This window comes from Candidatus Sulfurimonas baltica (assembly GCF_015265455.1).
Classification (GTDB): domain Bacteria; phylum Campylobacterota; class Campylobacteria; order Campylobacterales; family Sulfurimonadaceae; genus Sulfurimonas; species Sulfurimonas baltica.
Genome location: NZ_CP054492.1, coordinates 1,900,672 through 1,915,503, shown reverse-complemented (window position 1 = coordinate 1,915,503; position 14,832 = coordinate 1,900,672). Strand labels below are relative to the sequence as shown.

Genomic DNA, 14,832 nt, shown 5'->3' with positions numbered 1-14,832 from the left:
TAAACTGATGAGAATCCTTTTTACTTAAAGATTAATTGCAGGATTATATCAGGTATCCGCCCCGATTGGAACTTTATTAGTATCTTTTATATATAATCTTTTAAAAAAATAGAGAGTTTAAATGCAAAATCCTTTTGAATCAGGTCATATCAAAAATTATATACTTCTTTACGCAAGTGTCGTAGCCACCATGATACTTTTTTTTATAGCTTCTACTCTTTTTAATGATGTTAAAACAATGGATAAAAAAGTATTCAACAGCGAGGTAAGTGAAACTCTACATGTAGAGAATAAAAAAGATGTAGCAGAAGAAAAAAGTGAACAAACAAAATTTAAACTTCTGGACAAAGCCTACTAACAACTCGGATAAAAGATAATGTTTATCTAATTTAAAGCACTTAATATGTACAATTCCTTTAAATGACCGATGGTCAGTCATTTATTAAAGAGGTAATTATGGCAATTATAGTCGACAAAGTACAAAAGAGAAAAGATATAGCACTCTCCTGCAAAAACATAGTATTTGAAAATGGTATAAAAAGTTTAACAATCTCTAGTTTGGCAAAAACAGCAGGTGTTGGAAAAGGTACTATTTATGAGTATTTTAAAAACAAAGAAGATATTGTTTTTGAGATTGTAAATATTTCTATACAAGAGAGAAATGTAATTCTAGAGAGTAGAATTTCTGAGATAGCTGTAACAAAAGATAAAATCAAACTGTTTTCCAGCTTTTTTTATTGCGATGAAGATATGGAACTTAGGGGTCTTTACAAAGAGTTTATATCAATCGCTTTAAGTTCCCCAGATAAAGATATGATTGAATTTCAAACAGAGTGTCATAATGCCTATTATTCATGGTTTGAAAAAATTATTCAAGATGCTGTAGATAATAATGAAATAATTGAGGAGTCAAAAAAATTAGCAAGAGGTTTGTTTGTTTTTGCAGAGGGGATGTTTATCTCCAGTCAAGCCACCAACTCAATCGGGAGTCTTAAAAATGAGATAGATAATTTTATAGATTCACTATTTGATTTAATAGAGGTGAAAAAATGATTAAGCTACTGCTTTTACTTGTTCCTGTATTTATATATGCAGAGAACTTAAAATCACTCCTTGAGTATGCAAACAAAAACAATAATTTAGTTATATCAAAAAAATTAACGCAAGATGCAAAAGCCAAAGAGGTGGATTCTCGTGAGAGTTCATTCTACCCAACCATCGATGTAGGAAGTTCATTACAAAGTTTAAATGAGAGGTCTCCTTTTACTCCCGGAGTAGTTTATAGCGGGTATGCAAAAGTTGGTTTTGACATATATGACGGCGGAAGAAAGTCGTCTATGACGGAGCAAAAAATAAGTGAACATAAAGCTAGTAACTTCGATGTAGAAGCTATGAAAAACAGCATAACTCTGCAGATTGTGCAAGACTTTTATACGCTAAAGAGTTTAGAGGCTTCTTTGCTCTCAAGAGATGATGCAAAAAAATCTTTAATGGCACAGCTAGAGCGCATGCAAAGGTTTTACAGTGCAAAAGTAGCGACTAAAGACGATGTAGATAGACTCCAATCAGCGTATGATACAAACATATATGAGATAGAGTCTATAAAACTTCAGATTTTCAGCGTTAAAAAGTCACTGGAGTTAAAGGTCACAAAAGAGATAGGTACATTAGATGACTCAAAGTTTAAAGAGTTGGTTCAAAGTGAGTATGAATTATCAGAGAGCATAAAGTCTTTAATAGCTACACAAAACTCAATTCTAAAAACTGCTGAGGCTATAAGCAGTTCATATTATCCTCAGGTGAGAGTTGAAGATACTTATAGTTTATATGGTTATGACAAAACAGACGCCTTGCATCCTGAAGGTGCGGATAATCAAAATAAACTTTTATTGACACTAAATTTAAGAGTGTTTGATAACGCTTCTATAAAAAAAGAAAAAGAGGCAGTTGTTATAAATGCACAAGCTTTAGGCAGTGAAATAGAGTATAAAAAACATGAACAAAAGCTTCAATATGAAGTGGCACTCTCTCGTATAAATACAAGTAAAGTAAAAATTATAAGTGCTAAAAGTGCTTTGGTTTCGGCAAATAGTGCTTTTGAACTAATTAGCAAGAAGTATGATGCTGGAATTGTCGACAATATAGTTTATCTTGATGCTTTGAACACTCAAACAAATGCAAAAGCACTTTATGAGACATCACTGAATGATTTGGAGATAGCATACGCTGTTTATTACTACTACGCCGGAAAAAATATAGAGGAGTTTTTACAATGAAAAAAATAATCATAGGGGTTTTCGCCCTGATAATAAGTCTGGGTGCTTCAGAGATATATGCGACGTTTAACATCGAAGCAGATAAGAGTGCAAATTTGGCACTATTTTCGGGTGGTATTATAGAAAAGGTACATGTAGATATCTCCTCTGTTGTAAAAAAGGGCGACATATTGGTAGAACTTCAAAATGATGACCTAAAAGCGGCTTTGCAAATTGCTGAAGCTTCGTTGGATAATGCCGAGGTCTCTTTAGAGTTTGCTAAAAAAGATTACGATAGACAACTTCTTATAAAAGACCTTATTGATGAAGCAAAGTTTGACCAGTATGCTCTTGTATATGAAAAAGCAAAAGTAGCAGCTAAACAGGCTCAGGCAAACTTGGCTTTTCAAAAATCTCTTTTGGATAAAACAACACTTTACGCTCCGTTTGATGGAGTAATCTTTGAAAAAAGCGTAGAAGTTGGTGACGTGGTAAGCGGAATGATGCTTAGAACAATTTTGAAAATTCAAAGTAAAGATGAGAGAAAACTAATTTTAGAGTTTGACCAAAAGTATTGGAAATCAGTTAAAGCTGGAGATAGCGTAAAGTACACAGTTAACGGTGATGAGAAGAGTTACACAGGTAAAATATCTAAAATATATCCACATGCAAACAGCGACAACAGAAAGATGAAAGCGGAAGTTAAAGTGAGTGGTTTCGTAGTTGGTCTATTTGGCGAGGGGTATATAGTTATACCTGAGACAAAGTAGTTTTATATGTATAAGTATGCAATAAACAGACCAATAACAACGCTGATGTATGTTATTACATTGGTTATATTTGGGTTGATGAGTTATAAGTCTATGCCATCAGCGCTTTTTCCTAATGTTGATTTTCCACTTGTAACTATAAAAACAGTTTACCCGGGAGCTGAGGCTAGCACAATAGAGTCTCAGGTTACAGATAAAATCGAAGAAGCAGTTTCACGAATAGGGGGAGTTGACAGCATAACTTCTACAAGCAGTGAAGGTGTAAGTATTGTAATTGTTAAGTTTTTTCTTGAACGTGATATAAATGAAGCAACAAATGATGTTAGAGATAAAGTCTCAGCAGTAGAGCTTCCAAAAGATGCTAAAACACCACTGGTAAGTAAGCTAGATATTGGCGGAGCATCGATTATAAATATTTTTCTTACAGCTAAAGATGAAACAATTCAAAACCTTATGTTGTTTGCAGATGAAAAAGTAAAACCAAAACTGCAAAAGATAAATGGAGTCGGAGCAGTAAATATTATAGGATATAAAGATAGAGAGATAAAAATATATCCTGACCCGAAATTATTAAATAAATTCAATATTACAATTGCAGAGTTGAATTCGATTGTAACCGCAGAGAATGTAAAAATTGGCGGCGGCAAGCTAATAACTAAAACACAAGAGTTTATTCTTAAAACAAAAGCTGATGCTCTAAGTGTGCAAGATTTGAAAAATATTAAAATCAAAGATGATATAAAACTAAAAGATATAGCAAGAGTAGAAGACACTTTAAGCGATGCAAAAAGCTATGCTTCATTTAATGGAGTTGAAGGTGTTATGCTAGAAGTTCAAAAGATTTCAGGTACAAACACTATCGATATAGTCAACGGCGTGAAAGCGAGCATTCCTCAGTTGGAGGCTTTAGCCGGAACTAAATATGAAGTAAAAGTTCTTAATGATACCTCGCCATTTATTATCCACTCTCTAAAAGATGTTGAGTTTGATTTAATTTACGGTGCAATATTGGCATCAATTATTGTTTTTGTGTTTTTGAGAAATATAACTATTACTTTAGTTTCTGCTTTATCAATTCCAGCATCTATTATGGGTACTTTTGCACTTATGGATTATATGGGTTTTGATTTGAATAAGATGACACTTATCGGACTTACTTTAGCCATAGGGATTATTATTGATGATGCTATTGTTGTCATCGAGAACATTTATAAAAAGATGGAAGAGGGTATGAGCAAGCTTCAGGCAGCTGTTGAAGGGACAAAAGAGATGGCATTTACTATCTTGGCAATCTCTGCGATGCTTTTGGCTGTTTTTATTCCGGTATCTATGATGAGCGGTATAGTTGGGAAGTTTTTTGAGAGTTTTGCGATGACTGTTGGTTTTGCAATTATTATTTCATACACGATTGCTCTAAGTTTTATCCCAAGTTTAAGTGCTAGAGTTTTACACAAAGGCGAAAATAAATTTTATAACCTAACTGAACCACTGTTTGTACTTTTAGAAAAAGCATATGAGAAAACTTTAAAAATAGTTTTGAGATTTAAAGTGATAACATTAATTGTTGTTTTTGCTATATTTTTTGCATCTCTGAGTCTTTTTCCTAAGATTGGAATGGACTTTATACCAAAAGAGGATAAGTCTGAATTTGAAATAAAAATAAAAGCAGACTCAGGAATTTCACTAGAGGAGATGATTAGACAATCCAAAGAAGTAGAGAAGTTGGTACAAAATGATTCAAATGTTGTCTACACTACTCTAAGCATAGGATATACAACCGCCCAAGAGAAACATAAAGCAATAATTTATGTAAAGCTTGTAGAAAAAGACAAAAGAGAGTTAAATCAAGAAGAGGTTACACAAAACTTTAGAAAACTGTTTAAACTATCTCAGCAGAACAACACTTTGCAAAAAGATATGTTTATAACTGCAGCAGCTATACCAAATATAAAGGGAGCAGGGGCAAGTGTACCTTACCAAATAGTTTTAAAATCTGACTCTTTTGAAGCCTTGGAAATTGCAAAGAAAAACTTAACAGAGCATATGGCCAAAAAAGAGGGGTTTGTGGATATTGATACAAATTTAGATGATCCCAGACCACAAATAGATATAAATATATTAAGACATAGTGCAAATAGGCTTGGTATATCAGCTACTAGCATAGCTCAGGCAGTCTCCACAGCTTTTTCAAGCGACTTGGAGATTTCGTACTTTGAAGAAAACGGTAAGCAGTACAACATAACTTTAAGGTTTGATGATGAACAAAGAGTAAGTATAGATGATATTAAAAAGATTCAACTAAGAGCTAAAAATGGTGAAATGGTTTATCTTGATGGATTGGTTACATTTTCACAAAGTAAAGCCTTGGCGTCTATTAACCATTATGATAGACAGCGGCAAGTTACAGTATATTCCGACCTTTTTGGACTTGACCTTGGCGGAGCAGTTGCATATACAAAAGCAAGTATTGACAAGCTTTTGCCTGAGGGAGTTACATATAGATTTACGGGATTTGCAGAAGAGATGGAAAAAACAGGTAAAGCCTTTGGTGCGGCAATCGGAATGTCTGTTATTATAATGTTTATAATTTTGGCAATTTTGTATGAGTCACTTATACAGCCAATTATTATTATGGTTGCACTTCCTCTGAGTATTATCGGTGTGATGTTGGCTCTTTACATATCTGGACTGCAGTTTAGTCTTTTTGTAATGATTGGATTTATGCTGCTTATGGGAATGGTCGGTAAAAATGCAGTACTTCTTGTAGATTTTGCCAACGGTGCAGTAAGTAGAGGGAAAAGTGCAGACGAAGCGTTAATAGAAGCCGGAGAAAAGAGACTTAGACCAATTTTAATGACTACAATTGCTATGGTCTTTGCAATGTTACCACTAGCAATAGGAGATGGATTAGGGAGTGAAACAAAAGCACCAATGGCAATATCTATTATTGGCGGGCTAATTAGTTCTATGGTTTTAACTCTTTTAATAGTACCGGTAATTTACAGGTTGATTAGTCCCCTTGATAGGTGGTTGAGAAAGTTTTATGAGGTTAAAAAGATATAGTTACTCTTTAGTAACTATATAAAGTTATGTCTAATATATAACTACAAACTACTATAAATATCTATAAACCCCTTATTCTAGCGCTACTATAAGAAATCACTTAACTACAAGTTGATATAATTACCTACTAATTAATACAGTTATCCCTACTAAATAGAGTCATTTTTTTCTAAAGTAGGGATTGTGGCTAAAGGCAGTAATCATGGTACTTAAACCAGTAAAAATCAATCTTAACAACGGTACAGCAAGAGGGATGTACATCTTACTTACCAAAGATGAGATAAGATATACAAAGGATAACGAAACCAGACCACCAAACAGAGCTTACAAGATAGAGGTAGCAGTTGAAGCTATGCATAGCAATAAAAGATGTAGAGGCAAGAGTACTTTTTCTATTGTTGTGGGTACATCAATCTCTAAAGCTGTTTCATCTTTACTTGGGAAGAAAGAGAAGATGAAAGAGACCCTTAGATTAAAAGGTACATTAAAAGTTGAAAAAGTAGTATTTGAAAAGATAGATACTAAAGATAGAAAATTCAAATCACTTTACAATGCTTGGATAAATAATAAAAAGATAACCACTGCTGAGAATACTGTTAAAGCATATAATGGTTCATATACATCGTTTATAGAGGGCTCTAAGCTTGATAAGAAATCAGTTGATGATTTTACAGTAGATGATATACAAAACCTAATACACGAGCTTATCAATCGTGGGATAAAACCAAAAACGATAAGCTTATTAAAGATAGTTATTAAAAATGTATTAGATATAAATGATGTTCAGCTGAACTGGAAGAAGATTGTACTGCCTAAGATTGTAGCAAAAGAAAAATTCAGTGGTACGGATGATGAAGCAAAACTAATTGCTAAAACATTACTGGAGTATAAACACCCTGTAGCAAGAGGTGTATTTTCATTTTTATTAAGTGGAAGAAGAATTGGGGAAACTCTACTAATGGAGCACAAGCATATTGACTATACAAAGAGATTGTTTACACTCCCTGCAGAAAATACTAAAGCACATACGGAAGTTAAATATCAATTAACACCACTCCTTATAAATGCGATTAAATCTCAAAAAACGACTAAGGGATTAATATTTGGGTTTAAACATGAAAGCATTATGTATCACTTTAAAAAAGCAATGGGATCTATTGGTGTACATAATATGGTTATGCATGATCTTCGTTCTATGGTTGCAGTAACAGCATTACGAAATGGTGCAAATATTTACAGTGTAAGTAAGATGTTGTCTCACAAAAATCTATCTACTACTGAGGGTAGTTATCTTGGTAGTGGTAGTGAGATGGCAGCTGAAGCACAAGATACGTTTACTGCACTTTTAGCAGCTCCGGATGACGTAATAGATGTAGAGATTGAAGAAGATAAATTTACAGTTCTTAGAAATCTTTATCCAAATGCTTCAGATGAAAAAATATATAAAATTATTGAGATGATGAAATAAAATTCTATATTACCAAAGAATTAGAATACACGATATACGGCATATGATTGTTTCTACTTAATTCCATAATGGCACTCTACTAGCAGACATATCTGTCATGCTTGGACATCAGTCTGTGCAGATTACAGGAAGGGCATAGTCAACGACTTAAAAAAGCAAGCAACTAGAGCAGTACAAGCCTTAGATACACTTGTTAATCCTAAAAATGATGGTGAGACTAATAAAAAGTTGGAAAAACTGAGAATATTATTACCAGAAAAAATAGAGGAGCAACTTTTGGCTTTATTGGAAGTTCTGTAACGTTACAGCATATAATGACCTAAGTGTTCTTTTTTTTAATTACTTTCAGTCCACCTCTTGGTTTTATTATCTTTTTCTCTTCAATTAGTGGAGATTTTTGATTATCTTTTTCTGTTTTAGTATCAATTTCAACTGTATCGGCAATAACTGAAAATGTTCCATCAAAGTTCATAATAGTGATTTCTGTGTCAGATGGTTTTATTTTTGTAGCAGTATTCTCTATATATGTTTTCCCTCTTTTATTATTATCTTTTTTCTTTTGTTCCAGCTCTGTCTTTTTTATGTATTGACTCAAAGCTTGTAGAGAGCTATTTTTAATTTTAGAAGCATTACCATTTTTTCTAAAATCCTTCTTTTTAATCTCTTGAAGAATCTCTGTTTTTGATACTTGATTGTGGTAATAATCCATAATTTTCTTCCTATATTTATCAAACATAGATTTTGTTTTTTTACCACTTTTCCTACCAAGACTTGTCCCATTATTTTGGCGAGTTCGCTTTGCATCTAAAACCTTCTTATCTCTTTTTGATTGCTCTAAAGATAGCAAAGAAAATAGTACCTTAAATAGTCTCTCATCTTTGAAATATAGTACTAAGTTTTCATTGATTAAATGGAGTGTAATACCCATAGTTTTTATCGTAACAATTCTATTTAATATACTGTATGTTGAACTGCCCAATATATCTAGTCCAACTACAACAAGACTATCTCCATACGATAAATTTTCAAGAACTTCATCAATATTGTTTTCTACTTTATTTTTATTAGTATTTTCTTTGTACAGATAAGTTTTATTTATGATTATGTTGTTATCGCGAATGTAGTTATTTATTAGGTTTTCTTGCGCCTTAACAAATTCTTCATCTGTTGATACTTTTATATAAGTGTAAAATTTCATATTTTTTCCCATATAATTATTCTATATTATTATCCCTTAGTTATAAATTAAAATAGCTATATTATAATTTAGCATAAAGTAGTGATAACTGGTTATATCTTCTTTGTTATATTTTAATAGTAAGAGAATATGCTATAATAAATGAAAGAATTGGAGTAGTTATGGAAATTGAATCTAAAAGAAGTTCCCTTGTTAAAGAGTGGTTCAAAAACCTACTAGAGGGTAATATAAATAATGAGATATTGCTTTTAAAAAATGTTACTGAAAATGTTTCAGAAATGTTAACTTTTTTGCTAAAGAAGTATAACTGCCCTAGGAATAAATACAAAATTGCTAATGCATTAGAATATATTAGTACCTTTCATAAAGACAAAGATCTAAACATAATTTTGATTTTACCAATGAACAAAAATAGCTTATTTATAGACAATATGAATCTACTGAATAGAAGCTTATTGTTTATTCCAAATCAAAATGAATTTTATGCAAAAATTGAAGATTATGTAGACTTAAGTATGATGCAAAATTCTAGTCAAATTGAAATATTAGAAAAAGAAAGATATTTATATTATATAGAAAAAATAGATCCCTTACATTTGATAAAAAACCGTACAAAAACTGAGATAATTGCTTATCTGAAATTTGTTATTGATGAAGGATTGATACCTTGGTTTTTAACAGAAAGCTATTCGGTACTTATTGACAAAAGCAATTTCAAAATAGGAAGCCTTTTTAATAGTATACAGAGTGATTTAGAGATGTTAAATAGTACTCAAGTTTTAACATCTCGGCTTGCTATAATAATTTATAGAGTAGCAATGTTAAGCCCAGAATCAACTACAACAGAAGTTGGAAGATATTTTCATAAAAAAATTGGTAGTAAAAGTAAAACATACAATTATAAGCTTCTTCATAAACGGTATAACTTAGATAGTGGAGTAGTAGATAAGGAATTGGGTAGCAATAATTTTAAAGCTTATGATTTAACCAAGAATGAATCTGAAAAAGCGATTAGAGTAGAAATAGCTAAAAACCTTTTATCCCTTAACCTAGTAGTCTTAAATAGTAAGAAAATTGCTGATGCTACAAAATTACCTATCGATGAAGTTGAAAAACTATTAAAAAATTGAAGTTTAATAGTTTCACCTGAACCCTTCATAGCTCTTTAAGCAAATACACACTTTTCTAGAATATTTTTTGATTCATATTTATATAATGAATAGGAATAAATTTAGAAAAAATGAAAAAGCTCAATACACCTAGTATTCTAGGGTAAATGAAACACTTCATAATAAGGTACTTATAATTATATAAATCAAGAGTAATATCTATGTGAGATACATACCATATAGATCCATGAGTACAACTAACTTTATTCCTATTATTTAAAGATAAAGGGTGTCAAGTGAGAGCAGTAACAAATATAGATAACATAACTTTACAAATTACATGTGATGATAAAGAAGAGCAAAGAGAGAAGTTAGAAGGATTGATAGCTTTTGTAGAAGAGAGAGATTTCTTGAAAGTAATACGTCCCCAGTATGCTAAGAAAGAGCGGGATATAAAAATACGTAACAAAAGAAATACCATAGCGAAAATAGGGACAGGTGTGTATTGTGCTGGTAAAGACATGAATGGTAAAAAAATAGTGAAACACTACATCGCTATTAAATTTGCAGGCTTGTCTAAATACATAAAAAGGCTGGATAGCTTATCTAATAATCTTTTGTTCTCTATAGCAGCTTATATGAACTCTCATGAGAGTATTGAGTATACTTTAACAGCTATCGATATATGTATAGATTTAGAGTGCAGGTTTGAACATATGGCTGTAATTTGTACTAAGCATGTGTCTAGGTCTCAGTACTATGAATTAACCGAGAAGCAAACATACATAACTACCAATAACATTGAAAGAATGTCTAAAGCTAAGCTAAAGAGAGCAGCGTTAAGGTCGTACTTCTATTATAAAACACGAAAGGATAAGCTTGATTACCCGCTAAGCAGATATGAATTGAAACTAAACTCAAAATTCTTGAAAACTCATGGTGTAAAAATGGATGCTATAGAGAATGCACTTAATCGCTATCATGTAATGTATTTCAAAGATTTAGCTGTTAAAAAAACTACGATTGAAGAGTATACGAGGTCTGAGTTAGATAGACAAAAGAAAATTGATACACTGAAACTTGAAGACTATAGAGTCTATGCTGATATAAATTACATTGAACATTTTTTAAATGTTTTATTCAATCTTGATGAGGCATTATTAACTGTAGATAGGTATGATATTTAAGGTGCTGTCAGAAAGCGAGAGATAGGTAGGATGAGCTTTGAAAGGCATAGACTTACCATACATGGTTTATAACAATAACTTCATATACCAGCTTACAAGTATTGATAACAATGACATCTTTGGTAACCTTACCTAAGCATATTTAGATAAAAATTTTAAACCAACTACTAAAATGAGAAACTAAGAATTTCTAAAATAAAAAGTACGAGGATAAAATATGAAAACTAATTTCGATGAACTTTTACCAGCAGGTATATTATTTTCTATTAAGACCATAAACGATATGTCGTTGATAAAATCTGATCTACTTAAAAAGCTCATTTATAGCCAAAAAATAGAAGTTACAAAGCTAAATTCTAAAAATTTTATATCGAGAACAGCCCTCGTCGCTTATTTAGAGGCTAATACGATACCTGCTGAATAATTAAAAACATAACAATAAATTAACAAATATAAAGACATTCACAATAAAGCTGCTGATACAAGACACATTCTGAACGATTTAATACTTTCCATATAAACAAAAATAACCTTACACATTTTCTTACAAAAGTAGCCACAGCTCAACTGAAAAAGTACCATAAGCATAGTATTAATACTATGCTTATGGTTAGGGTATTTTAAAAACCTTGATTCTACTTATACTTTCGATCTCACTCTAGGTTGTATTTTTTCAAATTCTTGCATTATTTTTTTAAATAGCTAATTTCTAATGAGATAGTCAAATCTTTGTGAACGAAAAGGATTTAACTACTTATATCACACTAAAACAAAGGCATAATCATGGAGAGAAAATTAACAACACATCAACAAGAGGTATTTGAAGAAATTGTAAATACTATAGAGGGGAACTTATTTACATTTGATAAACGTAAAGACATAAATGACAGGCTGTTGTCTTTAACAGGGCAAGCTGGCACAGGAAAGTCGGTCCTGACGACAAAAATTACAAAATACATCATAGATAAGCTAAATGCAAATAACTGCTACAGTAACGATAGTATTGTCGTAACTGCTCCTACCCACAAAGCAACTAGTGTATTACGAAATATGCTTCTTGCAGATGATATTAAGGCTGAATGTAAGACAATTTACTCTTTCTTAAATATAGAACCAATATACGATTACAATACTGGGGAAGAGAAATTTGCTGTAGCAAGAGGAAAACATACTCCAGCAGCAGCATCTTTACTTGTAATCGACGAATCTTCAATGATATCAGAAGAGTTATATAAACTCATTCTTGAGACCATAACTACTGGAAAAGTCAATACTATACTTTTTATAGGAGATCCCTTTCAACTTTTACCAGTTGATAACAGCGATGAAAATGAAGTATTTAAGATAAAAAAACAATTTGAACTGACCCAAATCGTTAGACAGGCTGAAAACAGTCCAATTATAAAACTTGCAACAAAAGTTCGTAATATGATAGAAACCCAAAAATTTGGGGATTTAAATAAGCTTATTAAAGAGAGTAAATCGGATGACATAGAGCTATTTGAGAGTAGAGAGGAGTTTCTAGAAAGTTTTTATGAAAACGATCAATGGTATAAAGAAGATAAGATTATCTCATCTTTTACAAACAATCAAGTTGACAATTTTAACAAAGATGTGAGAGTGCGATTTTGGGAAGAAAGAGGTATAAATAATCCTGCTCACTTTTTAGCCTCAGATATGATTAGATTCAAGAAGGCTCTTATAGAAAATGGTTTTTTCAAAGATAATAATCGAACAATTTATAGTAACAACCAAGAAGTTATGCTTAATCATGCCGAACTTGTTGATACAGGAAAGGATGGGTTGCGATTTTGGAAGTGTACCGTAGTAGGAAGAAAATACACAGATTTTATAAGAATCATTGATCCGGACAGTGAGTTACTTTACAATGAAAAACTTGAGGGTTTAGCTAATCTTGCGAAAACTACTAAGTATCCATATAAAATGGGGTTTTGGAAGGATTATCATCAGTTGAAGAATGCATTCGCAAATGTCCAGTACGTGTATGCTGCAACAATACATAAATTACAGGGAAGTTCATATAATTTTGCATATATAGATTTAGCTTCACTGCTCCATAATAAGCATATTTTAGATGATATGAAATTTAGACTAGTTTATGTTGCAATAACTCGGGCAAAATTGGGTTTAAAAATATTGTATTAAAATCATTTGCACCTAAAACTATTTGAGTTATTAATATTAGTAAAAAAGTTATTTTCATTATTCTGCCTTTAAAAGCTCACTTTTTTTGTTCCATAATCCCCTAAGGTTTGTGGAACTTTGCAGTTTTTACTTTTTGAACACTTTGTGGAACACAGAAAACTAATTTGAGTGCTTCGTGTTCCACAAATAAGAGTACTTGAAATATTTTCTATTATTGTTCAAAAGCACTAGCATTATGAGTTAAATTACTAACCATATAATCACCCCAATCTTGAATTGACTGTAATATCGGAATAAGCTTTTTAGCTTCATCTGTAATAGTGTATTCTACTTTGGGTGGTACCACTTGATAAACTTTTCTAGTAATTAGTTTATGAGTTTCTAAGTCTCGTAAAGTTTGAGTTAGCATTTTTTGTGTTATCTTTGGAATAGCCCTTTTTAGTTCGCCATTTCTCATTACGCCATTGTTTAAGTTCCATAATACTAGACCTTTCCATTTTCCACCAAACATATCAACGGCTAATTCAAAAGAACAATTATAAGTTTTATCTTGATAAAATATTTCCATTAGTATCCTTTAGGTATGTATATTACTTTTTAGTCTGTATTGACATTATTGTATGTGTAGTATACCATTACAAGATATAAGATACAAGACAAGAAAGGAAATAATATGAAAATTCATCATTTAAGAAGTGCTACATTTGTTATAGAATCAAAAGATAAATTTATTTTAATAGATCCAATGCTTAGTGCAAAAGGTCAGCTACCACCTTTTGCTTACTTCAAACACAAGTTACAAAAAAATCCATTAGTAGATTTACCTGCTAATTCTAAAGATGTATTGTCAAAGATAACACACTGCCTGATTACTCATTCTCAAAAATGGGGGATAGAACTTCTAAGTCATACTGACCACTTAGATAAAGCAGGTGTAAATTACTTACAAAAAAACAATATTCCTGTTGCTACACTAGAAAGGGACTCTTCTTATCTTGAAAAACGAGATATTAATGTTGTGACTAAATTAAAGTTTTGGGAAGAAAATAGTTTTGCTAATGCTAAAATAATTGCCGTTCCTGCTAAACATGGACATAGTTGGATGCATAATTTTATGGCTAATGGAGCTGGACTTTATTTAGAACTACCAGATGAGCCTTCTATTTATATAAGTGGGGATACAGTCTTAACAGATAATGTAAAAAAAGCACTTCAAGAATTTAACCCTGATATTACAGTTGTAGCTGCGGGGAATGCTAGTCTTGATTTTGGAGGAGATATTTTAATGCCACTAAGTGAAATATTGGAATTTATAAAATTATCTCCAAACAAAGTAATTGCAAATCATTTAGAAGCGTTAAATCATTGTCCTATTACTAGAGAACAACTGAAAAGTGAGCTTATCAAAAATGATTTATTGGATAAAGTTTATATTCCTCCGGATGGTGAAATTTTAGAAATAGCTTTATGATAAATACTGTATTTGAAGGCAAAAAGAAGGTCTCCACAATTAGTAGGTTGTGGAGCATTCTCTAAGTTATTGAACTATAATATCAGCTACTGACACAAAAAGAAAGTTGATGCCACCCCAATATATCAAGTGAGCTATGTAAAGA

At 31.6% G+C, this 14,832-nt stretch carries 13 protein-coding genes; 11 read left to right on the top strand and 2 right to left on the bottom strand.

What is annotated here, in order from left to right; all coding sequences use genetic code 11:
* The first annotated feature begins 121 nt into the window (after nt 1–121).
* The 6 genes from HUE88_RS09590 (at nt 122) to HUE88_RS09565 (ending at nt 7,556) form a co-directional block, all read left to right on the top strand.
* Entirely contained in the window at nt 122–358 is a 237-nt protein-coding gene (locus HUE88_RS09590; protein ID WP_194368486.1) for a hypothetical protein, read from the top strand.
* Between the two features lie 98 nt (nt 359–456).
* Nucleotides 457–1,053: a TetR/AcrR family transcriptional regulator gene (locus HUE88_RS09585; protein ID WP_194368485.1), complete on the top strand. Its 597-nt coding sequence runs from the start codon at nt 457–459 to the stop codon at nt 1,051–1,053.
* Entirely contained in the window at nt 1,050–2,276 is a 1,227-nt protein-coding gene (locus HUE88_RS09580) for a TolC family protein (RefSeq protein WP_194368484.1), read from the top strand. The genes HUE88_RS09585 and HUE88_RS09580 overlap by 4 nt, the downstream gene beginning before the upstream one ends.
* Complete coding sequence (locus tag HUE88_RS09575) at nt 2,273–3,025, top strand: efflux RND transporter periplasmic adaptor subunit (RefSeq protein WP_194368483.1); 753 nt, start codon at nt 2,273–2,275, stop codon at nt 3,023–3,025. The genes HUE88_RS09580 and HUE88_RS09575 overlap by 4 nt, the downstream gene beginning before the upstream one ends.
* Before the next feature lie 6 nt (nt 3,026–3,031).
* Complete coding sequence (locus HUE88_RS09570; protein ID WP_194368482.1) at nt 3,032–6,088, top strand: efflux RND transporter permease subunit; 3,057 nt, start codon at nt 3,032–3,034, stop codon at nt 6,086–6,088.
* 202 nt (nt 6,089–6,290) lie between these two features.
* A complete protein-coding gene (locus HUE88_RS09565) occupies nt 6,291–7,556 on the top strand; it encodes a tyrosine-type recombinase/integrase (RefSeq protein WP_194368481.1) in 1,266 nt (421 codons plus the stop codon).
* A 319-nt stretch (nt 7,557–7,875) separates the two neighbouring features.
* On the opposite strand, the gene HUE88_RS09560 is transcribed toward HUE88_RS09565, so the two are convergent.
* Nucleotides 7,876–8,754 (bottom strand): recombinase family protein, encoded by an 879-nt coding sequence (locus HUE88_RS09560; RefSeq protein ID WP_194368480.1) that lies wholly within the window; start codon nt 8,752–8,754, stop codon nt 7,876–7,878.
* A 161-nt stretch (nt 8,755–8,915) separates the two neighbouring features.
* Between HUE88_RS09560 and HUE88_RS09555 the strand changes: the two genes are divergently transcribed.
* From HUE88_RS09555 to HUE88_RS09540, 4 genes are all read left to right on the top strand, one after another.
* Nucleotides 8,916–9,884, top strand: a complete 969-nt coding sequence (locus HUE88_RS09555) for a hypothetical protein (protein ID WP_194368478.1) — start codon at nt 8,916–8,918, stop codon at nt 9,882–9,884.
* Nucleotides 9,885–10,159: 275 nt separating this feature from the next.
* Entirely contained in the window at nt 10,160–11,050 is an 891-nt protein-coding gene (locus tag HUE88_RS09550; protein WP_194368477.1) for a hypothetical protein, read from the top strand.
* Between the two features lie 217 nt (nt 11,051–11,267).
* Entirely contained in the window at nt 11,268–11,474 is a 207-nt protein-coding gene (locus tag HUE88_RS09545) for a DNA-binding protein (RefSeq protein ID WP_194368476.1), read from the top strand.
* A 359-nt stretch (nt 11,475–11,833) separates the two neighbouring features.
* Nucleotides 11,834–13,216, top strand: coding sequence for an ATP-dependent DNA helicase (locus HUE88_RS09540; protein ID WP_194368475.1), 1,383 nt, complete (start codon nt 11,834–11,836; stop codon nt 13,214–13,216).
* Between the two features lie 211 nt (nt 13,217–13,427).
* Here HUE88_RS09540 and HUE88_RS09535 read toward each other — a convergent pair whose 3' ends face one another.
* Nucleotides 13,428–13,784 carry a winged helix-turn-helix transcriptional regulator gene (locus tag HUE88_RS09535; RefSeq protein WP_194368474.1) on the bottom strand — a complete coding sequence of 119 codons (357 nt, stop codon included), beginning with the start codon at nt 13,782–13,784 and terminating at the stop codon, nt 13,428–13,430.
* 105 nt (nt 13,785–13,889) lie between these two features.
* Between HUE88_RS09535 and HUE88_RS09530 the strand changes: the two genes are divergently transcribed.
* Complete coding sequence (locus HUE88_RS09530) at nt 13,890–14,687, top strand: MBL fold metallo-hydrolase (protein ID WP_194368473.1); 798 nt, start codon at nt 13,890–13,892, stop codon at nt 14,685–14,687.
* Nucleotides 14,688–14,832 lie beyond the last annotated feature (145 nt).

What these genes read in the sequence shown, in the direction of transcription:
- HUE88_RS09560 (WP_194368480.1), bottom strand. Translation starts at nt 8,754, where the DNA reads ATGAAATTTTACACTTATATAAAAGTATCAACAGATGAAGAATTTGTT.
- HUE88_RS09590 (WP_194368486.1), top strand. Translation starts at nt 122, where the DNA reads ATGCAAAATCCTTTTGAATCAGGTCATATCAAAAATTATATACTTCTT.
- HUE88_RS09530 (WP_194368473.1), top strand. Translation starts at nt 13,890, where the DNA reads ATGAAAATTCATCATTTAAGAAGTGCTACATTTGTTATAGAATCAAAA.
- HUE88_RS09540 (WP_194368475.1), top strand. Translation starts at nt 11,834, where the DNA reads ATGGAGAGAAAATTAACAACACATCAACAAGAGGTATTTGAAGAAATT.
- HUE88_RS09555 (WP_194368478.1), top strand. Translation starts at nt 8,916, where the DNA reads ATGGAAATTGAATCTAAAAGAAGTTCCCTTGTTAAAGAGTGGTTCAAA.
- HUE88_RS09565 (WP_194368481.1), top strand. Translation starts at nt 6,291, where the DNA reads ATGGTACTTAAACCAGTAAAAATCAATCTTAACAACGGTACAGCAAGA.
- HUE88_RS09535 (WP_194368474.1), bottom strand. Translation starts at nt 13,784, where the DNA reads ATGGAAATATTTTATCAAGATAAAACTTATAATTGTTCTTTTGAATTA.
- HUE88_RS09545 (WP_194368476.1), top strand. Translation starts at nt 11,268, where the DNA reads ATGAAAACTAATTTCGATGAACTTTTACCAGCAGGTATATTATTTTCT.
- HUE88_RS09580 (WP_194368484.1), top strand. Translation starts at nt 1,050, where the DNA reads ATGATTAAGCTACTGCTTTTACTTGTTCCTGTATTTATATATGCAGAG.
- HUE88_RS09585 (WP_194368485.1), top strand. Translation starts at nt 457, where the DNA reads ATGGCAATTATAGTCGACAAAGTACAAAAGAGAAAAGATATAGCACTC.
- HUE88_RS09570 (WP_194368482.1), top strand. Translation starts at nt 3,032, where the DNA reads ATGTATAAGTATGCAATAAACAGACCAATAACAACGCTGATGTATGTT.
- HUE88_RS09575 (WP_194368483.1), top strand. Translation starts at nt 2,273, where the DNA reads ATGAAAAAAATAATCATAGGGGTTTTCGCCCTGATAATAAGTCTGGGT.